General features: G+C 72.5%; 18 protein-coding genes. 8 read left to right on the top strand and 10 right to left on the bottom strand.

Annotated features, from left to right (window positions below; translation table 11 throughout):
• Nucleotide 1 precedes the first annotated feature (1 nt).
• Complete coding sequence (locus ACN27G_RS10090; protein WP_421492521.1) at nt 2-1,069, bottom strand: serine hydrolase; 1,068 nt, start codon at nt 1,067-1,069, stop codon at nt 2-4.
• Nucleotides 1,070-1,234: 165 nt separating this feature from the next.
• Between ACN27G_RS10090 and ACN27G_RS10085 the strand changes: the two genes are divergently transcribed.
• Entirely contained in the window at nt 1,235-1,933 is a 699-nt protein-coding gene (locus tag ACN27G_RS10085; RefSeq protein WP_421492520.1) for a response regulator transcription factor, read from the top strand.
• Nucleotides 1,923-3,311, top strand: coding sequence for an ATP-binding protein (locus ACN27G_RS10080; RefSeq protein ID WP_421492519.1), 1,389 nt, complete (start codon nt 1,923-1,925; stop codon nt 3,309-3,311). The genes ACN27G_RS10085 and ACN27G_RS10080 overlap by 11 nt, the downstream gene beginning before the upstream one ends.
• A 118-nt stretch (nt 3,312-3,429) precedes the next feature.
• Here ACN27G_RS10080 and ACN27G_RS10075 read toward each other — a convergent pair whose 3' ends face one another.
• Complete coding sequence (locus ACN27G_RS10075; RefSeq protein ID WP_421492518.1) at nt 3,430-4,122, bottom strand: DUF2202 domain-containing protein; 693 nt, start codon at nt 4,120-4,122, stop codon at nt 3,430-3,432.
• 119 nt (nt 4,123-4,241) lie between these two features.
• On the opposite strand from ACN27G_RS10075, the gene ACN27G_RS10070 reads away from it, so the two are divergent.
• Nucleotides 4,242-5,372: an NYN domain-containing protein gene (locus ACN27G_RS10070; RefSeq protein ID WP_421492517.1), complete on the top strand. Its 1,131-nt coding sequence runs from the start codon at nt 4,242-4,244 to the stop codon at nt 5,370-5,372.
• Nucleotides 5,373-5,469: 97 nt separating this feature from the next.
• A complete protein-coding gene (locus ACN27G_RS10065; RefSeq protein WP_421492516.1) occupies nt 5,470-6,399 on the top strand; it encodes a diacylglycerol/lipid kinase family protein in 930 nt (309 codons plus the stop codon).
• Between the two features lie 59 nt (nt 6,400-6,458).
• Here ACN27G_RS10065 and ACN27G_RS10060 read toward each other — a convergent pair whose 3' ends face one another.
• From ACN27G_RS10060 to ACN27G_RS10025, 8 genes are all read right to left on the bottom strand, one after another.
• Entirely contained in the window at nt 6,459-7,343 is an 885-nt protein-coding gene (locus ACN27G_RS10060) for a tetratricopeptide repeat protein (protein ID WP_421492515.1), read from the bottom strand.
• Nucleotides 7,324-8,709 (bottom strand): MFS transporter, encoded by a 1,386-nt coding sequence (locus ACN27G_RS10055; RefSeq protein WP_421492514.1) that lies wholly within the window; start codon nt 8,707-8,709, stop codon nt 7,324-7,326. Before ACN27G_RS10055 ends, ACN27G_RS10060 begins: the two co-directional genes overlap by 20 nt.
• Nucleotides 8,710-9,309: a helix-turn-helix domain-containing protein gene (locus tag ACN27G_RS10050; protein ID WP_421492513.1), complete on the bottom strand. Its 600-nt coding sequence runs from the start codon at nt 9,307-9,309 to the stop codon at nt 8,710-8,712. It abuts the gene before it with no gap.
• A gap of 86 nt (nt 9,310-9,395) precedes the next feature.
• Entirely contained in the window at nt 9,396-11,171 is a 1,776-nt protein-coding gene (locus ACN27G_RS10045) for a glycoside hydrolase family 15 protein (protein WP_421492512.1), read from the bottom strand.
• Nucleotides 11,172-11,235: 64 nt separating this feature from the next.
• A complete protein-coding gene (locus tag ACN27G_RS10040) occupies nt 11,236-13,050 on the bottom strand; it encodes a carbamoyltransferase (RefSeq protein WP_421492511.1) in 1,815 nt (604 codons plus the stop codon).
• A gap of 13 nt (nt 13,051-13,063) precedes the next feature.
• Entirely contained in the window at nt 13,064-13,888 is an 825-nt protein-coding gene (locus ACN27G_RS10035; RefSeq protein ID WP_421492510.1) for an ABC transporter permease, read from the bottom strand.
• Nucleotides 13,885-14,772 carry an ABC transporter ATP-binding protein gene (locus tag ACN27G_RS10030; protein ID WP_421492509.1) on the bottom strand — a complete coding sequence of 296 codons (888 nt, stop codon included), beginning with the start codon at nt 14,770-14,772 and terminating at the stop codon, nt 13,885-13,887. The genes ACN27G_RS10035 and ACN27G_RS10030 overlap by 4 nt, the downstream gene beginning before the upstream one ends.
• Complete coding sequence (locus ACN27G_RS10025) at nt 14,769-16,595, bottom strand: condensation domain-containing protein (RefSeq protein ID WP_421492508.1); 1,827 nt, start codon at nt 16,593-16,595, stop codon at nt 14,769-14,771. The genes ACN27G_RS10030 and ACN27G_RS10025 overlap by 4 nt, the downstream gene beginning before the upstream one ends.
• Nucleotides 16,596-16,885: 290 nt before the next feature.
• Between ACN27G_RS10025 and ACN27G_RS10020 the strand changes: the two genes are divergently transcribed.
• The 4 genes from ACN27G_RS10020 to ACN27G_RS10005 are packed head-to-tail and all read left to right on the top strand — an operon-like array spanning nt 16,886 to nt 20,802.
• Entirely contained in the window at nt 16,886-17,854 is a 969-nt protein-coding gene (locus ACN27G_RS10020; protein ID WP_421492507.1) for a 3-oxoacyl-ACP synthase III family protein, read from the top strand.
• 14 nt (nt 17,855-17,868) lie between these two features.
• Nucleotides 17,869-19,236: an ATP-grasp domain-containing protein gene (locus ACN27G_RS10015; protein WP_421492506.1), complete on the top strand. Its 1,368-nt coding sequence runs from the start codon at nt 17,869-17,871 to the stop codon at nt 19,234-19,236.
• Complete coding sequence (locus ACN27G_RS10010) at nt 19,233-20,558, top strand: diaminopimelate decarboxylase (protein WP_421492505.1); 1,326 nt, start codon at nt 19,233-19,235, stop codon at nt 20,556-20,558. The genes ACN27G_RS10015 and ACN27G_RS10010 overlap by 4 nt, the downstream gene beginning before the upstream one ends.
• Entirely contained in the window at nt 20,545-20,802 is a 258-nt protein-coding gene (locus ACN27G_RS10005) for an acyl carrier protein (RefSeq protein WP_421492504.1), read from the top strand. The genes ACN27G_RS10010 and ACN27G_RS10005 overlap by 14 nt, the downstream gene beginning before the upstream one ends.
• Nucleotides 20,803-20,807: the final 5 nt, after the last annotated feature.

The following is a 20,807-nucleotide window of genomic DNA, read 5'->3' as shown; positions in this document are numbered from 1 at the left end:
GTCAGCCGCCGTCGACCGGGCGGAACGGGTCGACCGCGTGCCGGGCCTTCGCGGTGCGGTTGGTGACCGTGTCGATCGCGTCGAACATGATCCGGCCGAGCACCGCGTGCGCCTGCACCGCCGGATGCGTCGCGCCGTAGTTGTCCAGGTCGCCGAGGGAGTCGGCGAACATCGCGTAGGTAAGCGTCGGCGCCCCGCCGCGGTCGAACATGATGCCGGCCTCGTGCCGGGCCGCGCCCAGGTCGTCGAAGTCCGCGCCGTACTTGGTGGCGACCCGGCTGCGTTCGGCTGAGGACATGGTGCGGCGGACCCCGTCGTGGTAGCCGTTGATCCAGCGCAGGATGCCGAGCAGGAAGTCGGCCGACCTCGCCGTGAGGATCGTCTTGTTGGCCAGTCGCCAGAGCAGGTCGTGGGTTTCCCGGGGCGTGGTGACGCCGAGGAAGAACCGGTTCGGGTTGGCGACCGGTTCGACCCGGGTGTGCGTGAAGCCCTTGGCGGCGAGGATCTCGTTGATCTCCAACGCCGGGACGACCCGCCCGCACATCCGGACCGCCGTGTTGTCCGAGACGAGCAGCATCGCGGTGAGGAAGTTGGCGACCGTGATGTCGTCGCCCCAGACGGTGTGCAGGAAGTAGATGCCGGTGCCGCCGAGGATGATGTCGGCGGTCAGGTCGAGCTTCTGGTCGAGCCGCAGCTCGCCACGGTCGATCTTGTCCATCACCGCCACCGCGACCGCGAGCTTCTGCACGCTGTAGCCGTGGGTCACCCGGTCGACGTCGTCCGCCACGACCGTCTCCAGGGCACCGGAGGCGTTCACCATCGCTATGTGCGAGTGCCAGACCCCACCGGCCCGGGCCCTCTGGGTCGCGTACGCCTGCTGGATCCTCGCCTGGGCGGTGCGGGCGCCGAGCTGCCCGACCGGCCCGCCCGGCCCGGAGACCGGTGCCCGACCGACCGCGACCGTGCCGACCGGTGCGGCGGCAGCGGGCCGACCCGTCGCCACCAGCGCGGCCGCTGCCGCTGCCGCTCCCACCCCCATCGCCGCACGGCGACTGACATGCTCCGACACAGTTCCTCCCCCGCGATCATCGACAACTGTCGTGAGGGAGAGTACCGACCGTGCTCCCGGTGACAACCCGGGACGAGGCCGGACACGCCGAGCGGTACCGGATCCCGGCCCGCGCGGGTCTGTCGGCCCTGGCCGGCTCCGCTCGGACGGCGCAGGGTGGGACACATGTCGGGTACGGTCCTGGTCGTCGAGGACGACCGCGAGCTGCGCGAGCTGGTCCGCCGTTACCTGGAGCGGGGCGGTCGTCGGGTCCGGAGCACCGGTTCGGGTGCCGAGGCCATCGGTCTGCTGGCCGGCGGTGGGGTGGAGCTGGTGGTGCTCGACCTCGGCCTGCCCGACATCGACGGGCGGGAGGTGCTGGTGGCCGCCCGTGACCAGGATCAGCAGGTGCCGGTGATCGTACTCACCGCACGCAGCGGTGTGGACGACCGTATCGACGGGCTGCGCCGGGGTGCTGACGACTATGTGACGAAGCCGTTCTCTCCGACGGAGCTGGTGTTGCGGGTCGAGGCGGTGCTGCACCGCACGTCCAGAGGTGAAGGTGCCGCTGCCGCTGCCACAACCTTCGAAGGTGGGCGGTTACGGCTGGACGAGGTCCGCCATGAGGCGCACCTCGACGGGGCCCGGTTGGAGCTGACGCCGACCGAATGGGGTCTGCTGACCGCATTGGCGGCGACGCCGGGCCGGGTGTACTCCCGCTACGAGCTGATCAACCAGGTGCGCGGGTACGAATTCCCCGGCTACGAGCGCACGGTCGACTCGCACGTGAAGAACCTGCGACGCAAGCTCGGGCATGACGCCGCACGGATCGTGGAGACGGTGCTGGGCGTCGGCTACCGGTTGGGGTGGACGCGTGACCGGTGACCGTCCGACGTCGACCGGCCCGCTGGGTCGACGGCTGCTGGCCGCGTTCGCGCTGGTGGCGCTCTCGTCGGTGGCGGTGCTCACCGTTGCCGCGCTGGTCGCGACCGACCGTGGCCTGGCCCGTGCCGAGCAGCAGGAACGTCAGGAGGTGGCCGCCCGGGTTGCCACGGCAGCCGGTGACGCGTACCTGCGGTCCGGTGGCTGGGGCGTCGCCGACCTCACCGCGGCCTCGGCCCTGGCCGAGGCCGCGGATGCCCGGTTGGTGGTCAGCGACACCGACGGCGACATGGTCTGGCCGGGCCGGGGCAGAGGGCCGGGCATGGGTGGCATGCACGGCACGGGCACCGTGGTCGGGCCGGTCGTGGACGCCGCCGTCACGGCCGGGGAGCAACGGGTGGGCACCGTCCGGCTGGCGTTCCCGGCCGGCGCACCCGGCGGCCGGGAAGTGGCCTGGTCGTGGGTTGCGGCGGCGGCCGTGGCCGCGCTGCTGGCCGCGCTGACCGTCAGCGCGTACGTCTCGCGACGGCTCGCCCGTCCCCTGGTGGTGCTGGCCGCGACGGCCCGCCGGTTCGCCGCCGGCGAGCGCACGGCCCGCGCCCGGCTGCGCGCGCCGGGCGAGCTCGGGGAGGTCTCGCGGGCGTTCGACACCATGGCCGACGAGGTGGTCCGTGCCGAGACCACGCGCGGCCGGCTGGCCGCCGACATCGCCCACGAGTTGCGTACTCCGCTCGCCGGGTTGCAGGCCGGCCTGGAGGAGCTGCGTGACGGCCTGCAACCGGCCGATCCGGCGCGGCTGGCGGCCCTGCACGACCAGACCCTGCGACTCGGACGGACCGTGCAGGATCTCACCGACCTCTCCGCCGCCGAGTCCGCCGCGCTGTCGCTACGCCCGGTCGACACCGACCTCGCCGCCGTCGCCGCGTCCGCGTTGGCTGCCCAACGCGCACGGCTGGACGCCGCGGGACTGACCGTGACCACCGATCTCGATACCCCGGCACCGGTGCGCGCGGACCCGGACCGGCTGCACCAGGCCGTGGCCAACCTGCTCGCCAACGCCGCCCGCTACTGCCGGCCCGGCGACACCGTCCATCTCGGGGTACGTGCCGAGGAGCGGGCGGCGGTGCTGGAGGTCGCCGACACCGGCCCCGGTATCCCGGCCGACGAGCTGCCGCACGCCTTCGAGCGGCTGTGGCGGGGCCGGGACGCGACCCGGATCGCCGGCACCGGCATCGGTCTGGCCGTCGTCCGGGAACTGGTGACCGCGCACGGCGGCACCGTCGCCATCGACTCGCCGCCAGGGGTGACCGTCACACTCCGGCTGCCGCGGTCACTGCCGGCCGGCGCCCACGCCTCCCGGGGGCGGGCGCGGCGACCGTGACCACCGGTGATGCGTCGTGCGACGGCCGACCGCGACCTCGTCCCACCCGCGGTGCTGGTCCCACCCGCGGTGCTGCCGCGACCGGTGGGGCGGGACACCCCGCCCCACCGGTGCGCCGTCACCGCGTCGGCCAGCGGGTGAAGGCGGTCAGGTGTCGCTCGGACGTCGTCAGCAGGTTGTTGTAGACCTGCGTGACGTCGGCGGCGGTCAGCCCGTTGAGGGCGGCCTTCAGCGCGGCGATGTCCTCACGTTCGACCTGCTGCCCGACGGCCAGCGCCGCGGACAGGCTCGCGTTGCCCTGTGCCAGCAGCCGGTCGTAGCTGGCCTGGGCCGCGGGGTCGGTGAACGTGCCGGCCGGCAGTCCGGCGGTCGGGTCGGTGATGCCGTAGCGCGCCAGCAGCGTCCGTATCGCGGCCAGGTGCCGGTTCTCGGCCGTGGCGATGCGGTCGAACACGACCGCGTCGTAGCGGTCCGCGAACCTCACATACAGGTCGTGGGCGACCTTCTCCTCCCACGCCATCGACACCAGCGTCGCCTGCTGGGCCCCGGTGAGGGTGCCCTGCTCGGCGGTGACGTCCAGCCCCATGCAACTGCCGTCGCCATAGCCCATGCCGTAGCCGGAGCCCATGCCGTGGCCGTAGCCCATCCCCTGACCACGATCACCAGGGTTCGCCGTGGCCGTCCGGGCCGGTCCGGACGGGCCGGGGCCGGAGGGACCCAGTCCGGCGAGAGCCGGAGCCGCGATCGCCAGCCCGCCCAGACTGAGCAGGCCGGCCGCGACGACGATGGACATGCGCCGATTGGTCTTCATGACTCCTCCCTTCCTTTCGTACCCCCACCGTGGCGCGGTGGCGTGGTGACGGCGTGGAACCGGCGTGCAGAGCGTGTGGAGAAGCTGGCAGCGGCCCGCCGAGGCGTAGGCTGAGCTGCGTGGATCAAGAAGATCGGATCGCCCTCTTCCTCGACTACGAGAACCTCGCGCTCGGCGCGCGGGACCATCTCGACGGCCTCGTCTTCGACTTCCGCCCGATCGCCGACGCGCTCGCCGAGCGCGGGCGCGTGGTGGTCCGCCGGGCGTACGCCGACTGGTCGTTCTTCGGCGAGGACCGCCGGATGCTCACCCGGTCACATGTGGAGCTGATCGAGATCCCGCAGCGGATGGGTGCGAGCCGCAAGAACGCCGCCGACATCAAGATGGCGGTCGACGCCGTGGAACTGGCCTTCGAACGCGACTACATCTCCACCTTCGTGATCTGCACCGGCGACAGCGACTTCACCCCGCTGGTGCACAAGCTCCGCGAGCTCAACAAGCGGGTGATCGGCGTCGGCGTGGAGAAGTCGACCTCGGCGCTGCTCCCGCCCGCCTGCGACGAGTTCCTCTACTACGACCGCCTCGAAGGAGTCGACATCCCCGCCAGCCGGAGCCGGCGCGGCCGGCCGGCCCGGCTCACCGGCGGCGGGGCGCCGACGGCCGAGCCGGACCAGGCCGAGGAGCCGGGGCAGCGGGCGGCCCCGGAGCACCGGGCGGAGCCGGGCGCCGAGTCCCGGCAGGAGGGCGAGGAGGCCGTACGCGACGTCGACACCCTCGCCGAGCTGGTGGCCCAGACGGTGGCGGGCCTGCAGGGCAGCTCCAGCGGGGAGGTGACCGCCTCGACGCTCAAGCGCACCCTGCTGCGCAAGGACCCGACCTTCAGCGAGTCCGACTACGGGTTCCGCGCCTTCGGGGAGTTGCTCCGGCACCTCGCCGAGCAGAACGTGGTCGAGCTGACCGAGGGTCCAGCCAAGGGCGATCCCGGCGTCTCCCTGCCGGAACACGGCGACCGCGAGGTGGCGTTCGGGCTGCTCCGGACCGTGGTCCTCGACCTCGTCGGCGCCGACGGGGCGGTCGCGCTCTCCGGGCTGAAGACCCAGCTGCGTCGGGCCCGCCCCGACTTCAGTGAGAAGAAGCTCGGCTACCGGAGCTTCCTCCAGTTCTGCAAGGCGGCCGCCACCAGCGGCGCGGTCGAGCTGCGGTGGAGTCCGGAAACCGACGACTACCTGCTCACCGCCCGCGCGTCCTGACCGGCGGCCGGGACGCGTCCCGGTCAGGCCGTGCGGACAGACGTTCAGGGCCGCCGCCGGCAGCTCGGGGTCGCCACCGGCGATAGTCTCTTGGCCCATGCGGTCGAAGCAGGAGCTGGACGCCGCCATCCGGCGTGAGCGCCGGGCGGCGCTGGTGGTCAACGCCCGCTCCCGGCGGGGTCGCCGGCGCTACGCCGAGGCGCGGAGCCGGCTGACCGGGGCCGGCTTCACGCTGCTCGGCACGTTTCCGGTCGAGCGGCCAGGAGAACTCGAGGCGAGTCTGGGCGCCGCCGTCGACCTGGCCCCGGACCTGCTGGCCGTCGGTGGCGGCGACGGCACCATCGGCGCCGCCGCGCGGCTGCTCGCGCACCGCGACATCGCGCTCGGGCTGCTGCCGCTCGGCACCACCAACAACTTCGCCCGGACCGTCGGCATCCCGCTCGACCTCGATGCCGCCGTCGGCACCCTGGCCGCCGGCAAGGTGATCGACGTCGACCTCGGGCTCGCCGACGGCACGCCGTTCGCCAACCACGTCGGGGTCGGCCTCTCCGCCGACATCATGGCCCGGGCACCGGCCGGGCTCAAGCGGGTCGCCGGCCGGCTGGCCTACCCGGTCACCGCGCTGGCGCTGCTCGCCGGGCACCGTCCGGTCCGGGTCACCGTCCGCTCCGGCGACCGGGTCCGGGAGGTCGCCACCCACCAGCTCTACGTCGCCAACGGCGGCTTCCAGGCCGGCCGCCCGATCACGGCGGACGCCAACGCCGACGACCGGCTGCTGGTCGCGTACCCGGTGGGTGGCCCGACCCGGCGGGGGCTGCTGCGCGCCACGGCGCGTCACGCGGCGACCGGTCACCGCCGCACCCTCGCCGACGAGCCGTTCCTGACCGGCGGCGAGATCCTGCTCGACACCGACCGGCCGGCACCGGTCGAGGTCGACGGCGAGGTACGCGGGCACACCCCGGTCAGGATCGGGCTGGACGCCAACGCGCTGCGGGTGATGGCCCCGCCGGACGCCCCGGACCGCTGAACGGCACCGCGACACCACCGCGGAGACGCACCGCGGAACGCGTCAGAAGACTCGGGAGCCTAGTCCGGGCGGACGGCGTGGCGGATCGCCTCCGCCGCGAGCACGTGCCCGTCGTGGCTGAGTTGCGAGTAGACCGAGTCCAACGTCCGCAGTGGTCGAGGGCTGCTGCGGATCGCCGCCGCCGCATCCTCCACCCGACTCCGCTCGCCGAGCAGGACGCCCGAGCGCGTCGCCGCGGTCTCGTCCTCGTGCGCCACGCTGCGTACGAGCTCGATCCCCTCGTCGGTCCGGCCCAGCTCGAGGAGCAGCTCCGCCAGTCTGACCGCCGCCTGTACGACGCCTCGGTCGACGTACTCGCGCAGCGCCGCGATCGCCTCGTCCGAGCCGCCGCGGTCGGTGAGCCACTGGGTCAGGTCCGCCAGCGCGGCCGGATCTCCGGCCGCCGCAGCCGGTCGCAGCACGTCCAGTGCCTCGTCGCGCCGTCCTTCCCGGCGCAGCCACCTGGCAAGCACCACGGCCGCGGATGTCTCGCCGGCGTCGACGAAGCGGCGAAGCAGCGCGAGCGCCTCGTCGTGGCGGTCGGCCGCCCGCAGCGAGTCGACCATCATGGAGGCTGCCGGCCAGTATCCGGCGGCCACCATGCGTTGCAGCATCTCGGCCGCCTCGGGATCGCGGTGCCACCGGGCGAGCGTTCGCACCAGTTGCATCCCGGCGACGTGGTCGCCGGCCGAGGCACGCTCGCGGAGCTCGTCGTGGCGGCCGTGGTGGACCAGCAGGGCGGCGAGCATCGTCGCCGAGTGGCCGTCACCGGCGTCGGCGTGCGGCCGGAGCACCGCGATCGCCTGGTCGATTCTGCCCTGGCGGGCGTGTAGATCGCTCTCCCGCCACGCGTGGTGCCGGGCCCATTCCCCGTCGCCCCACTCCTCATGTGCCCACGACCGCATGCCCCAATCGTGGCAGTCCCGCGCCAGCGGCGGACTGACGCGTCAGTGGTGGCCGGCGGTAACGCCGCTCACCGTCCGGTCCACCGCTGACCTCGGAATTTCCGGTCTGGTAGTTCTTTGTAGCGGCCATCTCGCGGGTACGAGGCTGGCGCTGCGTCGGAGGCGGCACCGGGAGGGCGAGCAGCACGACCACACCGGCCAGGCAGTAGGCCGCACCCTGAGTGGCCAGGACCGGGAGGATGCCGATGCGTTCGCCCAGGGTGCCCGCCGCGATCGTGCCGAGCAGCATCGCCGCGCCGTTCACGGCGGTCATCGCTCCGAAAATCCGCCCGCGGTGATCGTCGGTCGTCGCGTTCTGAAAGACGGTCATGCCGCCAGCGGTCAGGAGCGCGGCCGGCAGCCCGACGAGCGCGATGAGTACCGGCGCAGGCCAGAGTACGGGCGTAACCAGCGGATACAGGAACAGCACGAGGTCCAGTGCGCCGAATGCGAGCGTTCCCCAGCCGAACATCGCGCGGGGTGCGAAATGGTGCCCGATCAGCGTCGCGACAACGCCGCCCACGATGCCGCCGACCGCCTGGGCTGCCATGATCACACCGAATGCGCGGGCGTCGCCACCCAGCACGTCGCGTACGAACGGTGCAATCAGCGTGCCCATGATCGCTTCGCCGACACCGGTGATGACGGTGAACGCCAGGAAGACCCGCAAGACCCGGCTGGCGAGCCCGATACGCATGCCTTCAGCCCATTCCCCCAGCACAGGTGTACGCCTCGCCGAGCCGGATCGCGGCCGGGTGCGGATCCGACACAGCAGCCCGGCCGCGAGCGCGAAGGTCATCATGTCCGCGAGGCTCAGCAGGGCAATGCCGCCGATTGCCGCGATCACCCCGCCCAGCGCGGCGCCGACCAGGCGGGCGACGTCGCGGGCCTGGCCGTTGAGCGAGTTCACCGTGACGAGGTGGTCGTTCGCCACCAGGGACGGCACGAGCGCCGCCTCGGCCGAGGTGAAGAACGGCGCGAGGCAGCTCTGCACCGCGATCACCAGGTAGACCAGCCAGACCTGACCCGCGTGCTGCACGGCGAGCAGTGGGAGCAGGGCCACGACCATCAGCAGGTTGGCGACGACCATGGTGCGGCGGCGGTCCCATCGGTCGGCGTAGACGCCCGCGACCGATCCGAGCGCGATCTGCGGAAGCAGCGAGGCCAGGACCGAGCCTGCCGATGCGAGCGTGGACCCGGTCAGGACATAGACCTGGTAGGCGAGCCCGGTCCGTAGGATCCAGTCGCCCGTCAGCGAGATCAGGTTCGCGCCGAGCAACAGACGCAGGTCCCTGTTGCTGGCGAGGATCCGCCAGAGCCGTCGCACTCATCCCCCCGAGGGCGTCGGACGCAGCGGCGCGGCCACGAGCGTCAGATTCACCGGCACCGCGCCGACAGGCCGTTTGCCCGCGTCACCGAGCGGCCGCCGGTGGACGAGCGGCGCCACGAGTTCGTCCCACCGCCGTCTGAGCTCGATGAACTCCTCAAGCGTCAGGTAAAGCAGACTCTGCGAGACGCCCACGTGCTCAGCCCAGCGCGGATCCTCGTCAGCGCGTCGCTGCTGCCAGTCCTCAAGTTGGGCGGCAGCCTGTTCGACGAGATGGCGGTTGAGTAGCTCGACGGGTTCCCATGCCTCGGCCGACCCGTCCGCCGCCTCGAACCGGTGCGACAGCGCGGTGATCCGCCAGGGCCGCTCGCGGTTGTCACCGGCGTCGGCGTGTTCGACAAAGCCGTACTTGGCGAGCTGACGCAGGTGATGCGAAGCGAGCGCCTGACTGATCCCGAGTTGCCGGGCGGCGTCCGCGGCGGTGAGCGATCCCTCGCGACCGACGAGAGCACAGAGCTTGAGACGTAAGGGATGCGCAAGCGCCCGCAGTGCGAGCGGATCAGTGACGACGCGCCGCTCGGGGGCTGACTCCAAAGACATGCTTGGAGTCTCGGATCGACAGCATCCGCTTGTCAAGTAAGCGCTTGGAATGTCTGGCCGGTCAGCGACGCACGGCGACTGCCGGCCTAGACAAAACTCGGTCTGGTGAGCCGCCAGGCGGCGCCGACCAGGCCGACATGGGAGAGCGCCAGCGGGGTGTTGCCGAGGTGCGCGCCCGTGCGCGGGTCGATCTGCTCGGCGAAGAGCCCCAGATCGTTCGCCCGGGCGGCGGTCCGTTCGAAGAGCGTCGCGGCCCGCTCCGGCTCCCCGGCCATCACCAGGCACTCGACCAGCCAGAAGGTGCACGCCACGAAGCCGGCCGGATCGTCGGGCCAGCGCCGCACCAGACCGTCGGCGTCCAACCCGGACGCGATCGCCTCGATGGTGGCCCGCATCCTCGGGTCGGTGGCCGGCACCATGCCGCTGAAGGGCAGCACCAGGGCGGAGGCGTCCAGCTCGGTCGAGCCGATGGCGCCGGTGAAGGCGCCGACCGACTCGTTCCAGCCGGCCCGCAGCACCGTGTCGCGGATCTCGTCCCGCACAACGGCCCAGCGCCGCGGGTCGGCCCGGTCGCCGAGCAACGGTGCGAGGTGGACGGCACTGTCCAGCGCGCCCCAGCACAGCGCCTTCGAGGCCAGGTAGTGCCGCTCCGGGCCGCGCCGCTCCCACATCCCGGCGTCCGGCTCCCGCCAGCGCGTGGCCTGCTCGGCGAGGCCGACCAGCAGCGCCCGGAGCTCCTCGGAGAGATCACCGAGCTGGTCACGGAGCAGGTACGCGCAGACCAACACGTCGCCGGGCACGTCGTGCTGGGTCTGCCTCCATGCCTCGTTGCCGATCCGGACCGGCCGGCTGCCGGCGTACCCGCGCAGGTGCTCCAGGGAGTATTCGGAGAGGTCCCGCTCGCCGGCCACCCCGTACATGATCGGCACCGGCTGGTCGCCGCTGCGGCCGGCGGAACGGGCGGCCCACTCGAAGAGCCGGCCGGTGTCGTGCGGGCAGGCGGCCACCCAGAGCGCCCGCATGGCCAGGAAGAAGTCCCGCAGCCAGGCATACCGGTAGTCGTAGTTGTCGCTGCCGCCGAGCCGCTCCGGTAACGAGGTGGTGACCGCAGCCACCACCGCCCCGCTGGGCTGGTAGGTCAGGCCATGCACGACCCGCATGCTCTGCTGGACGAGTTCCGGATAGCGGCCGTGGTAATGGTGCAGGTCCCGCAGCGACCGCCAGGACTCGGCGGTGTCGGCGAGCGCCGCCACCGGATCGACCTGCCGGGGCGGTGGGCCGTAGACCGGCGCGTACGCCAGGTCGAAGCCGAGCACCTGGCCGGCGCTGACGTCGAACTCGGCGTAGGCCCGGCCGTGTACGCAGTCCAGCGGCACCGGGCTGCGCAGGACCAGGGTCAGCGGGCCGGCGGTGGCGTGCACCTCGCCGTGCCGGCAGTGCAGGTAGGGGACGATCAGCCCGTACTCCGGCCGGGGCGTGAACTCGCAACGCATCCGCACCGTACCGGTGATCCCCTCGACCACCCGGGCCAGGATCGAGGGGGAGTTGCGCCCCAGGTCGTGCCCGCGGGCTCCCGGCTCGGCCGCCAGTGCGTCGGTCACCACGACCTCGCCGCCGCCGGTGCGGTGCAGGGTGCGCAGCACCAGCGAACCGTCGAGGTAGGTCCGTTCGGTCCGCCGTACCGAGCCGGGCACCGGACCGAGCGCCCAGCGCCCGGCGTCCGGGTCGAGCAGCCGGGCGAAGACCGACGGGGAGTCGAACCGGCCCGGACACCACCAGTCGACCGACCCGTCCCGGCTGACCAGGGCGGCCGAGGTGCGGTCGGAGAGCAGACCGTAGTCGGCGATGGCAGCCTCGGACATTCTCCGCGACTACCCGGGGCCGGCAGGGATTAGACCGGCCGTTCCGGGGGTATGCCGTTGCCGCTCAGACCGGGACCGCTCCGGTGACGGCGGCCAGCGCCTCGGTGGCGTCCTCCACCGCCGACGGCTTCGCGTACAGCCGGTCACCGATGACCACCAGGTCGAGCCCGGACGAGGCGAACGTGCGGTACGCCTCGGCACCGGCCCGCGCCGTCGGCTGGCCCTTGACGTTGAGCGAGGTGTTCATCAGCACCGGTACCCCGCAGAGCCGCTCGAACTCGTCGAGGATGCGCCAGAACCGGGGGCTCTCCGCCGCGAAGACGGCCTGCACCCGGGCGGTGCCGTCGTCGTGCACCACCGCCGGGATGGCGGGCCGGGCGTGCGGGTGCACCGCCACCGCGACGGTCATGTGCCGCAGGTTGGTCCCGGCGGGCAGCACGAAGAAGCGGCTCGCGGACTCGGCCTTCACCGCCGGGGCCAGCGGCCGGAACTCCTCCCGGAACTTGACGGCGGCGTTGACCCGGTCCCGGGCACCCCGGTCGCGCGGATCCGCGAGGATGCTGCGGTTGCCAAGCGCACGCGGCCCGAACTCCAGCCGCCCCTGCGCCCAGCCGACGATGTGACCCCGGACGAGCAGCCGCGCCACCACCCGCTCGGCGACCCCCGGCGCGACCGGCACCGACCAGTACGGCTGGTCGGCCGGCGGCCCGTCCTCGGTCACCTCGGGCCCGAGGTACGTCATCGCCGGGTAGCCGGCCCCGTCCCCGGCAGCGGGGCCGGCCACGGCGAGCGCGGCACCGACCGCACTCCCCTCGTCCCCGGCGGCCGGCTGCACGTAGATCGCGTCGACCAGCCCCGAGTACGCGAGTTTTCCGATCGCCGCGCAGTTCAGCGCGACACCGCCGGCGAACGCGACCCGACGCAGCCCGGTCCGGCGGACCCAGTGCCCGACCAGGTGGAACAGGGCCTGTTCCAGCCGTTCCTGCGCGGCGGTGGCCAGGTCGACGTGGGCCTGGCTCAGCGGCTCGCCCGGCCCGCGTTCCGGGCAGGACTGCTCGGCGAGCCAGGCGCGGGATCCGGCGAAGGTCTCCCGGCTGCGCGGGTCGCGGTTGCGGCGCAGGATCGGCACGTCGAACCGTCCGTCCGGGCCGAGGGTGACGGCCCGGGCCATGACCGACCGGTAGCGTTCCGGGTCGCCGAGCGCGGCCAGCGCCATCACCTTGTATTCGTCGCTGTTCGGCCAGTAGCCGGTGAACATGGTGACCAGGGCGTAGAAGAGCCCGAGGCTGCTGCGGTAGTCCAGGGCGGCCAGCCGGTGCAGGGTGCCGTCCCGCCAGGCGTGCACGGTGACGGCCTGGAGTTCGCCCATCCCGTCCAGCACCACCACCAGCGCCTCGTCGAAGCCGGCCGGGATCGCCGCGGTCAGCGCGTGGGCGTGGTGGTGCAGCACCGGGCGCACCCGGTGCCCGGCCAGTTCCGGGACGAACCGGTGCAGCAGCTCGGTCTGCCGGGCGGGGGCGAGCACCTCGGCGTAGCGGCGGTGTGCGTACGGCTCGCCCCGGGCGAAGATCTCGAACCTGGTGTGGTCGAAGTTGTGCGCCACCGCGTCGATGTCGGGAAAGTCGAGGTCGGCCAGGCGCAGGCAGGATCGCATCGCGTCGATCGGGAAGGCGTGGTCGAACTTGCGGCCCGAGTACCGCTCCTGCTGGACCGCCGCGACCAGGGAGCCGTCGACCACCAGCGCCGCCGCCGAGTCCAGCCCCTGGAACAGCCGCGCCTCGCGGTCGTCCAGCCCCGGGAAGCAGGCCGCCTTCAGCTCGGCGGAGCCGTCCAGCCCGCTGTAGCCGAGGACCACCCGGGGACGTTGCGCAGCCTCCATCGGTCTCTTCCCTTCAGTCGTCGAATCTGCTGCGCCAGCGGAAGGTGCGGGCGGCGATCAGGAAGCCGAGTACGCACCAGGCGACGAGGACCAGCGCCACCCGGCCGAGTTCCCAGCTCCCGGCCGGCTCCTGGGCCTGGTAGTCGTCGGGCAGGAAGACCGACCGCATCCCCTGGGCGATCCACTTCAGTGGGAAGACCGCCGCCACCGTCTGCATCCAGGTCGGCAGGGTGGCGAAGACGAAGTAGACGCCGGAGATGAACTGGAGCACGATCGCGATCGGCGTCATGACCGCGGGCGCCGTTCGGCCGTTGCGGATGAAGCCGCTCGCGGCGATGCCCAGCATGGTGCAGGAGGCGATGCCGAGGGAGATGACCCAGAGGTAGGTCAGCCACCGGTCGGCGGTGTCCGGCAGTCGCAGGCCGAAGAAGGCCGAGCCGATGCCGAGCAGCAGCACGTTCTGGGCCAGCGCGACGAACGCGACCATCGCCATCTTGCCGATGAAGTACGCCGACCGGGGCATGGGGGTGCCGGCGAGCCGCTTGAGCGTGCCGATGTCCCGTTCGATCGGGATCGCGATGGCGACGTTCTGGAAGCTGACCCCGAAGAGACCGGCACCGATCATGCCGGCGACGAAGTACTGGGCGAGGTCGATCCCGCCCGGCAACTGCTGCCCGTGGAAGATCGCCCCGATCACGATCAGCAGCAGGACCGGGAAGAAGAAGGTGAAGACCACCGAGATGCGTTCCCGGATGAAGATCAGGAACTCCACCCTGGCCCGCGCCCGGCTGACCGCCAGCACGGCCGGCACCCGTGCGGGGATTCCCGGCGCGCTCATGCCGGCTGCCCGATCATCCGCAGGTAGATCTCCTCCAGGCTGGGCCGCTCGACGGCCAGCCCCGGCACGTCCGGCCCGTACTCGGTGGCCAGCTCCGCGACCAGCTTCGCCGGGGTGCCGGTCCGGACGCTGCGCGGCCCGTCGGGGGTGAACCAGCGGACCGTGGCGGGTGCGGTGGCCCGGCCGCCGAGGGTCTGTGGCGGGCCGACGTCCACGATCCGGCCGCCGACGATCACGGCGACCCGGTCGGCGAGATGCTCGGCCTCCTCCAGGTAGTGGGTGGTGAGCAGGATGGTCGTGCCGGACCGGGCGAGGGTGGTGATCAGGTCCCAGAACCGGCGCCGCGCCTCGGGGTCGAACCCGGTCGTCGGCTCGTCCAGAAAGAGCAGCTCCGGCCGGCCGACGATGCCGAGCGCGACGTCGAGCCGGCGGCGCTGCCCGCCGGAGAGGTGGGCCGCGCGGGAATCCCGCCGGTCACCGAGCCCGACCAGATCGATCACCTCGTCCGGGTCCCGGGAGTTCGGAAAGCACGCCGCGATCGCGCGCGCCCAGTCCCGTACGGTGAGGGCACCGCCCTGGGTCAGGTCGTCGGAGCGTTGCAGCACGATGCCGATCCGGGCCTTCCAGTCCGCCCGGCCCAGCGCCGGGTCGACGCCGAGCACCCGGACGTGCCCGCCGTCCCGGCGACGGTGCCCCTCCAGGATCTCCACCGTGGTGGTCTTGCCGGCGCCGTTCGGGCCGAGCAGGGCGAAGACCTCCCCGCGCGGGATGGTCAGGTCGATCCCGGCCACCGCCGGCCGGCCCCGGTACGACTTGCGCAGGTCCACGACGTGGATGGCCGGATCGGCACCGGGCACGTCGCGGGGGACGGTCCGCCCGCTCATGGTTCCATCCGGCCGTCGCCGTCGACCAGCACCGGCTGCCGCGCCCAGGCCGCCGGGTCGGCGGGGTCCTCCGGCGGTGCGGCGCAGAAGACGTACCGCTGCGGGGTCATCGCGGTGCGGCGGCCCGGCATCGCGGCCACGCAGGCGCCGTGCGCCTCCCGTGGCGTCCGGTGCGAGCCGCCGACCAGGTACGCCACCAGCCGGCACCCGTCGCCGTCCGGGATCGCGAAGACCCGCCGGACCGGGGCGTCCAGCGCCTCGTCGAGGAGTCGCTGGACCTCGGCCAGCTCGACCCAGCAGGAGTCGACCCGCCGCCATCCCGGGCCACGCTCCATCGGCCCGATGCCGCTCACCTCGCCGATCCGGGAGAGCGCGAAGTCCCCTTCGGCCGCCGCCACCAGCACCCGGTCCACGCCGCGCAGCAGCGGCTCGATCTCCTCCGGCGGTATCCGGTTGCGGTCGTGGCTGATCACGCCGAGCACCAGCTCGCCGCGCTTCTGCATCAGTCGGAACGCCAGCAGCGGAGAGATGGCCGGCCAGTCCTGCCACCAGATCCGGCTCTCGCCGAGCGCCCGCCGCACCTGCGCCGGGTCGCTCGTACTCGGATCGGCCGTGCCCGGGTCCGTCACGGTGGGGGCGGATTCGCCGTCGTTGAAGGTGCTGGCGTCGTTGAAGGTGCTGGCGTCGTTGAAGGTGGTGTCCCGGCCGTACCAGGTGCCCCGGTCGTGGTGGATACGGTCGATCACCCGGCTCCGGGCGGTGTCGTCCACCATGACCTGACGGCCCGCCCGCAGCACCGCGCCGCCGACCCGCCGCACCTGGTCGTCGTAGCTGTCGGCGTCGGCGTCGATCGGCACCAGGCTGTCCGCGGCCAGCGGGCCGATGTACTCCCGCAGCCGGCGCTCGGTCCGGTTGCTGGCCAGGGTCGGCAGCGGGAAGCTCCGGTGGCCGGTGCGGCGGGCCAGCACCGCGCAGATCGCGGCGAGCACCGCCATCGACCCGCTGGCCCCGACCCGGGCGGTGATGTGCGGCAGGGCCAGTGCCCCGGCCCGGGACCAGAGCCAGCCGGAGGTGGCGCCACCGGGTGGTGCCGTCGAGCGCGGCGCCGCCCAGGTGCACTGCGGAAGCCGCCGCAGGTGGCGCCCCCAGTAGTCGAGGGCGGTGTCGAGCCGGCGCCGGCCGGCCGGCGAGCGCTCGTACGCCGCCTGGTCGAGGGGCTGGTGGCGCGGCGGGCCGACGTCCCGGCGGGCGGGGTCGGCGGCGAGGGCGGTGAACTCCCGGCCGAGCAGCTCCGCGCTCATCAGGTCGACGACGACGTGCGAGTAGACGACGGCGCCGGCGGTGAGGACACCGTCGCGTACGGCCACGGCGGTGCGCAGCGGCAGCTCCTCGGCGAGGTCGAACTCCCCCTCCCGGAGCCGGTGGAAGAGTTCCTCGATCAGCGCGGCCGGGGTCGCCTCGCCGTGCTCGTAGACGTCCAGGGCCAGCTCGCAGTCCTGGAGCACCCGCTGCACGCGCCCGCCCTCGGCCGGAAAGAGGGTACGCAGGCCCTCGTGCCGGGCGACCAGCACGCCGAGCGCGGCCAGTACGTCGTCGACGGTGGCGCCTGGGGGCAGCTCCAGCGGTGCCGCCGCCCAGCGGCCGTACGGCTTCTCCTCGGTGATCCACTTCAGCATGCCGAGGTGGCCGAGGGTCAGCGGCCCGTCGCCGCCACGGGCGCCGGCGACCTTCACGTACCGCCGCCGGACCCGGCGCAGCTCGACAGTGGACGTACGGGGTCCGACGACCGGGGGCGGAAAGAGGTCGATAGGCTTTATTCCCATTGCCGTCCTCTCAGGTCGACCGGGTCGTGGCGGCCACCCGACCGACACGTCGACGCGACCACACGGGATCGTCGTGCATCTATTACGTGCACGACTGTCGGACACGTTAGGCGAATTGGCCACCCCTTGGCAATCGGGTAAACCCTGCCCTTTGTGCATTGAAGCGCGTCGAAAGAATTCCTAGGGTATTCCCCAGTTCCTCATGGTGGCCGCCACACATAGTCTGACATCGCCGCGCCGTCGTCACCGATCGGGACGTCACGGCGCACCCGCCTATTTGGAGGAATTCGGTGGCCGTTCACGTGGACGAGTCGGTGGCCGGGCCCGTCACGAGCCTGCTGCGCGTCGAGGGGTTCGCGCCGGAACGCTCCTGGGCCGTCGAGGAGATAGCCGAGGCGAACGGGCTGAACCGGCACCAGGCGCGCATGTTCCGGCGCATCCGCGGGCTCGACCGGATACACCTCGACCCCGACATGGACCTGTTCGAGCTGCTCGCGGCGCCGGCCCAGAAGGTCGTCCGCGCGGTACCCGACCCGGGTCGCATCCGGTACCTGATCTACGCGCACACCTTCCCGGACCTCACCCCCTCCTTCGTCTTCGCCGCCGACCGGCTCCGCGAGCGGCTGGGGCTGACCGGCGCGGACGCGTTCGCCGTGACCCACCAGATGTGTGCCAGCAACCTCGCCGCGCTGGACGTCGCCGGGGAGCTGCTGCGCGCCGAGGGCGACCCGGAGGCGCTGGCCCTGGTGGTCACCGGGGAGAAACCCTTCACCGGGCTGGTGCGCTACATGCTCAACGTGTCGGTGACCGGCGAGGGTTCGGCGGCCTGTCTGCTCGGCATCGACGGCACCGGCAGCCGGATCCTCTCCTACGCGGCACACACGGCCGGGGAGTTCGCCGACGGCTTCCGGATGACCGTCGAGCGGCAACGGGAATTCGACGACACCTACAACATCCATCTGTGGGAAATGATGGAGGAGGCGCTACGCCGGGCCGGACTGGACATCTCCGACATCGCGATGGTGGTCCCGCACAACGTCAACCGCACGCTCTGGTTGCGACTGTGCGCAAAGGTCGGCCTCGACCGTAGTCGCGTTTTTCTCGACAACATCGCCCGCTACAGCCACACCTACTGCTCCGATCCCTTCATCAATCTGGCGACGATGCGCGACCGCAATCTGCTGATTCCCGGCGAGCGTTACCTGCTGACCTCGGTCGGGGTCGGCGCCACGTACGCCGCCATGGTCATCGAATACTGACTCCAGGACGGGCGATGGACACGAGCTATCTGCGTACGCTCAAGACCAACCTGCTCGGCACACCGGACGGTCGTCTGGTCCTCGTCTGCAACTTCGAGGCCGAGAACTGGTGGGCCGAGGGACACGTCGGGCTGCCCGCGCCGCGCTTCTCCGCGCCGACCTCGGTGGTGAGCCGGATGGAGGAGCACGGCGTCCTGCTGGCCGGTGCCGACGACGTCCTGCTCCTCAAGCATCCCCTCGACCCCGGATACCGGGAGTACCTGTCCCGGCTGGGGATGCCGCTGCCGACCGTACTCGTGCCGGAGAACGTCCGTGCCGACCGGTCCACGACCGAGGACGTCCTGGACTCCCCCGACCTGCTCCGGCGCCTCTCCGCACTCGGCGCCGAGGGAGCCCGGCTGCTGCCGATGGGCACGACCGTGTTGGAGCAGAAGCTCGCCGACCGGTGTGGGCTGCCGCTCGCGGTCCCCGACGCGACCACCTTCGCCCGGGTCAACGGCAAGATCTACTCGCGCCGGCTGACCGATTCCGCCGGGCTGCGGGCCGTCCCGGGCGACTGCTGCGAGACCCGCGACGACCTCGCGGCCGTGCTGCGCCGGCGGCGGGCGGCCCTCGCCACCGGCACCCGGATCGTGGTGAAGGACGCCTACGGGGTCTCCGGCAAGGGCCTGCTGCTGCTGGACCGCCCGGAGACGGCCGACCGGCTGCTCCGGATGGTCGACCGCCGGGCCGAGCGCAGCGGCGACGACCGGCTGCACGTGGTCGTGGAGGAGTGGGTGGAGAAGAGCCACGACCTCAACTACCAGTTCACGGTCGCCGACGACGGCCGGATCACCCTCGACTTCGTCAAGCGGGCGATCACCGAGAACGGCGTGCACAAGGGACATCTCATGCCGGTCGCGCTCACCCCGGCGCAGCGCACGGAGCTGGCGCACGCCGCCGAGATCGTCGGCGTCCGGCTGCACTCCGACGGGTACGCCGGGGTCGTCGGGGTGGACGCGGTCGTCGCCACCGGCGGCGAGCTCTACCCGGTGCTGGAGATCAACGCCCGGCTGAACATGTCGAGCTACCAGGGCGGGGTGACCGAGCGCCACCAGCGCGACGGGCAGATGGCGCTCGCCAGGCACTACCCACTGCGGCTCGCCGCACCGGTCTCCTTCGACCAGCTCGCCCGGACGCTCGCCCCGGTGCTGGAGCGCGACGGCGCCGAGCGCTTCGTCGTCACCTGCTTCGGCACGGTCAACGCCGACGCCGACCGCCCGGCACCCTTCGACGGCCGGCTCTACGCCCTGCTCGTCGCCGCCGACCAGGAGCGCCTGGCGGCGCTGGACCGCGCCGCGCAGGCCGCCCTCGCCGATCTCACCGCGAAGGAGCAGCGATGACCGGAATCCACGCCGAGGTGGCCGAGAGGTTCGGCACCCCCGTCTACGTCTACGACGGCGACCTGCTGCGCCGACGGTACGCGCGGCTGCGCGCCCGGCTCCGGCCGGACGTGGACATCTTCTACTCCGCCAAGGCGAACCCGAACCTCAGCATCTGCGCCCTCTTCGGCGCCCTCGGTGCCGGCCTGGAGGTCTCCTCGCTGGCCGAGCTGGTCACCGCCGAGCGGGCCGGCGTCGACCCGGCGAACGTGATCTTCCTCGGGCCCGGCAAGTCCGCCGAGGAGCTGCGCGCCTGCTGCGAGCGTGGCATCCACGCCGTGGTCTGCGAGTCGCTCGACGAGGTCGTGGCGCTCGACGCGATGGAGGAGGCCGACGGCATCCGGGTGGTGCTGCGGGTCAACCCCGACTTCGACACCCACGGCTCGCGGCTGGCGATGGGCGGCAAGCCGCGCCAGTTCGGCATCGACGAGGAGATCCTCCGGGACGGCCCGGCCGCGCTCACCGGGCTGCGCCGGGTACGCGTCGCCGGGATCCACGCCTACCTCGGCACCCGCATCCTCGACGCGGCCACGGTGCGGCACAACACCCGGGGCGTCCTGGCCACCGCCGAGGCGCTCGGCAAGGCGCTCGACATCCCGCTGGAGATGGTCGACGTCGGTGGCGGCTGGGGCGTGCCGTACTTCGACAACGAGACCGACCTCGACGGCGACGCGGCCACCGACGGCGTCAACGAGGAGGTCGACCTCTTCCGCGAGCGCCACCCGGAGACCCGGGTCGTCACCGAGCTGGGCCGCTACCTGGTCGGCTGGTGCGGCACCTACGTGGTGCGGGCCCGCTACGTCAAGCGCTCCAAGGGCGAGTGGTTCGTGGTGGCCGACGGCGGCACCAACCACCACATGGCCGCCGTCGGCGTCGGCAGCTTCGTCAAGCGCAACTTCCCGATCCGGTCGCTGAGCCGGCCCGACGAGCCGGCCGGGCACGTCTACAACGTCACCGGCCCGCTCTGCACCCCCGGCGACGTGATCGGCAAGCAGGTCCGGCTCCCCGAGGTGCGCCCCGGCGACCTGCTCGGGGTCGAGCGCTCCGGCGCGTACGGCCCCAGCGCCTCGCCGGTGCTCTTCCTCAGCCACGGCCACCCGGCCGAGGTGCTGCTGCTCGACGGCACGCCACACCTGATCCGCAGCCGGGACACCGTCGAGGACCTGCTCAGGCCGCAACACCTGGTCACGCCCCCCGCGCCGGCGACCGCCGCCACCACCGAGGCCACCGCCACCGAGGCCACCGCCACCGGAGAAAGGATTCCCAGCCATGGAGAACGGTAAGATCATCGCTGACATCGAGCGGGCGCTCAGCGAGGTACTGCAGCGGCCGGTCTCGGGGATGCCGAAGGAGACCCGGCTCTTCGAGGACCTGCACCTGGACTCCACCTCCATCCTCGAGCTGCTGATGGCGCTGGAGGACAGCGTCGGCATCGAGGTCGACCCGGAGAACCTGGAGATGTCCGACTTCACGTCGCTGGAGACCCTCGCCGAGTACGTGACCGGCAACCTGAACGACAACACCTGATTCCC

Origin of the sequence: Plantactinospora sp. WMMB334 (genome assembly GCF_049179095.1) — a bacterium.
Taxonomy (GTDB): Bacteria; Actinomycetota; Actinomycetes; order Mycobacteriales; family Micromonosporaceae; genus Plantactinospora.
The sequence above is the reverse complement of the archived record's forward strand: the minus strand, read 5'-3'. Positions and strand labels throughout refer to the sequence as shown.

Excerpts from the sequence above, each read along its gene's own strand:
- ACN27G_RS10065 (WP_421492516.1), top strand. The coding sequence starts at position 5,470 with ATGCGGTCGAAGCAGGAGCTGGACGCCGCCATCCGGCGTGAGCGCCGG.
- ACN27G_RS10005 (WP_421492504.1), top strand. The coding sequence starts at position 20,545 with ATGGAGAACGGTAAGATCATCGCTGACATCGAGCGGGCGCTCAGCGAG.
- ACN27G_RS10025 (WP_421492508.1), bottom strand. The coding sequence starts at position 16,595 with ATGGGAATAAAGCCTATCGACCTCTTTCCGCCCCCGGTCGTCGGACCC.
- ACN27G_RS10085 (WP_421492520.1), top strand. The coding sequence starts at position 1,235 with ATGTCGGGTACGGTCCTGGTCGTCGAGGACGACCGCGAGCTGCGCGAG.
- ACN27G_RS10075 (WP_421492518.1), bottom strand. The coding sequence starts at position 4,122 with ATGAAGACCAATCGGCGCATGTCCATCGTCGTCGCGGCCGGCCTGCTC.
- ACN27G_RS10040 (WP_421492511.1), bottom strand. The coding sequence starts at position 13,050 with ATGGAGGCTGCGCAACGTCCCCGGGTGGTCCTCGGCTACAGCGGGCTG.
- ACN27G_RS10060 (WP_421492515.1), bottom strand. The coding sequence starts at position 7,343 with ATGCGGTCGTGGGCACATGAGGAGTGGGGCGACGGGGAATGGGCCCGG.
- ACN27G_RS10015 (WP_421492506.1), top strand. The coding sequence starts at position 17,869 with ATGGACACGAGCTATCTGCGTACGCTCAAGACCAACCTGCTCGGCACA.
- ACN27G_RS10030 (WP_421492509.1), bottom strand. The coding sequence starts at position 14,772 with ATGAGCGGGCGGACCGTCCCCCGCGACGTGCCCGGTGCCGATCCGGCC.
- ACN27G_RS10010 (WP_421492505.1), top strand. The coding sequence starts at position 19,233 with ATGACCGGAATCCACGCCGAGGTGGCCGAGAGGTTCGGCACCCCCGTC.
- ACN27G_RS10035 (WP_421492510.1), bottom strand. The coding sequence starts at position 13,888 with ATGAGCGCGCCGGGAATCCCCGCACGGGTGCCGGCCGTGCTGGCGGTC.
- ACN27G_RS10045 (WP_421492512.1), bottom strand. The coding sequence starts at position 11,171 with ATGTCCGAGGCTGCCATCGCCGACTACGGTCTGCTCTCCGACCGCACC.
- ACN27G_RS10050 (WP_421492513.1), bottom strand. The coding sequence starts at position 9,309 with ATGTCTTTGGAGTCAGCCCCCGAGCGGCGCGTCGTCACTGATCCGCTC.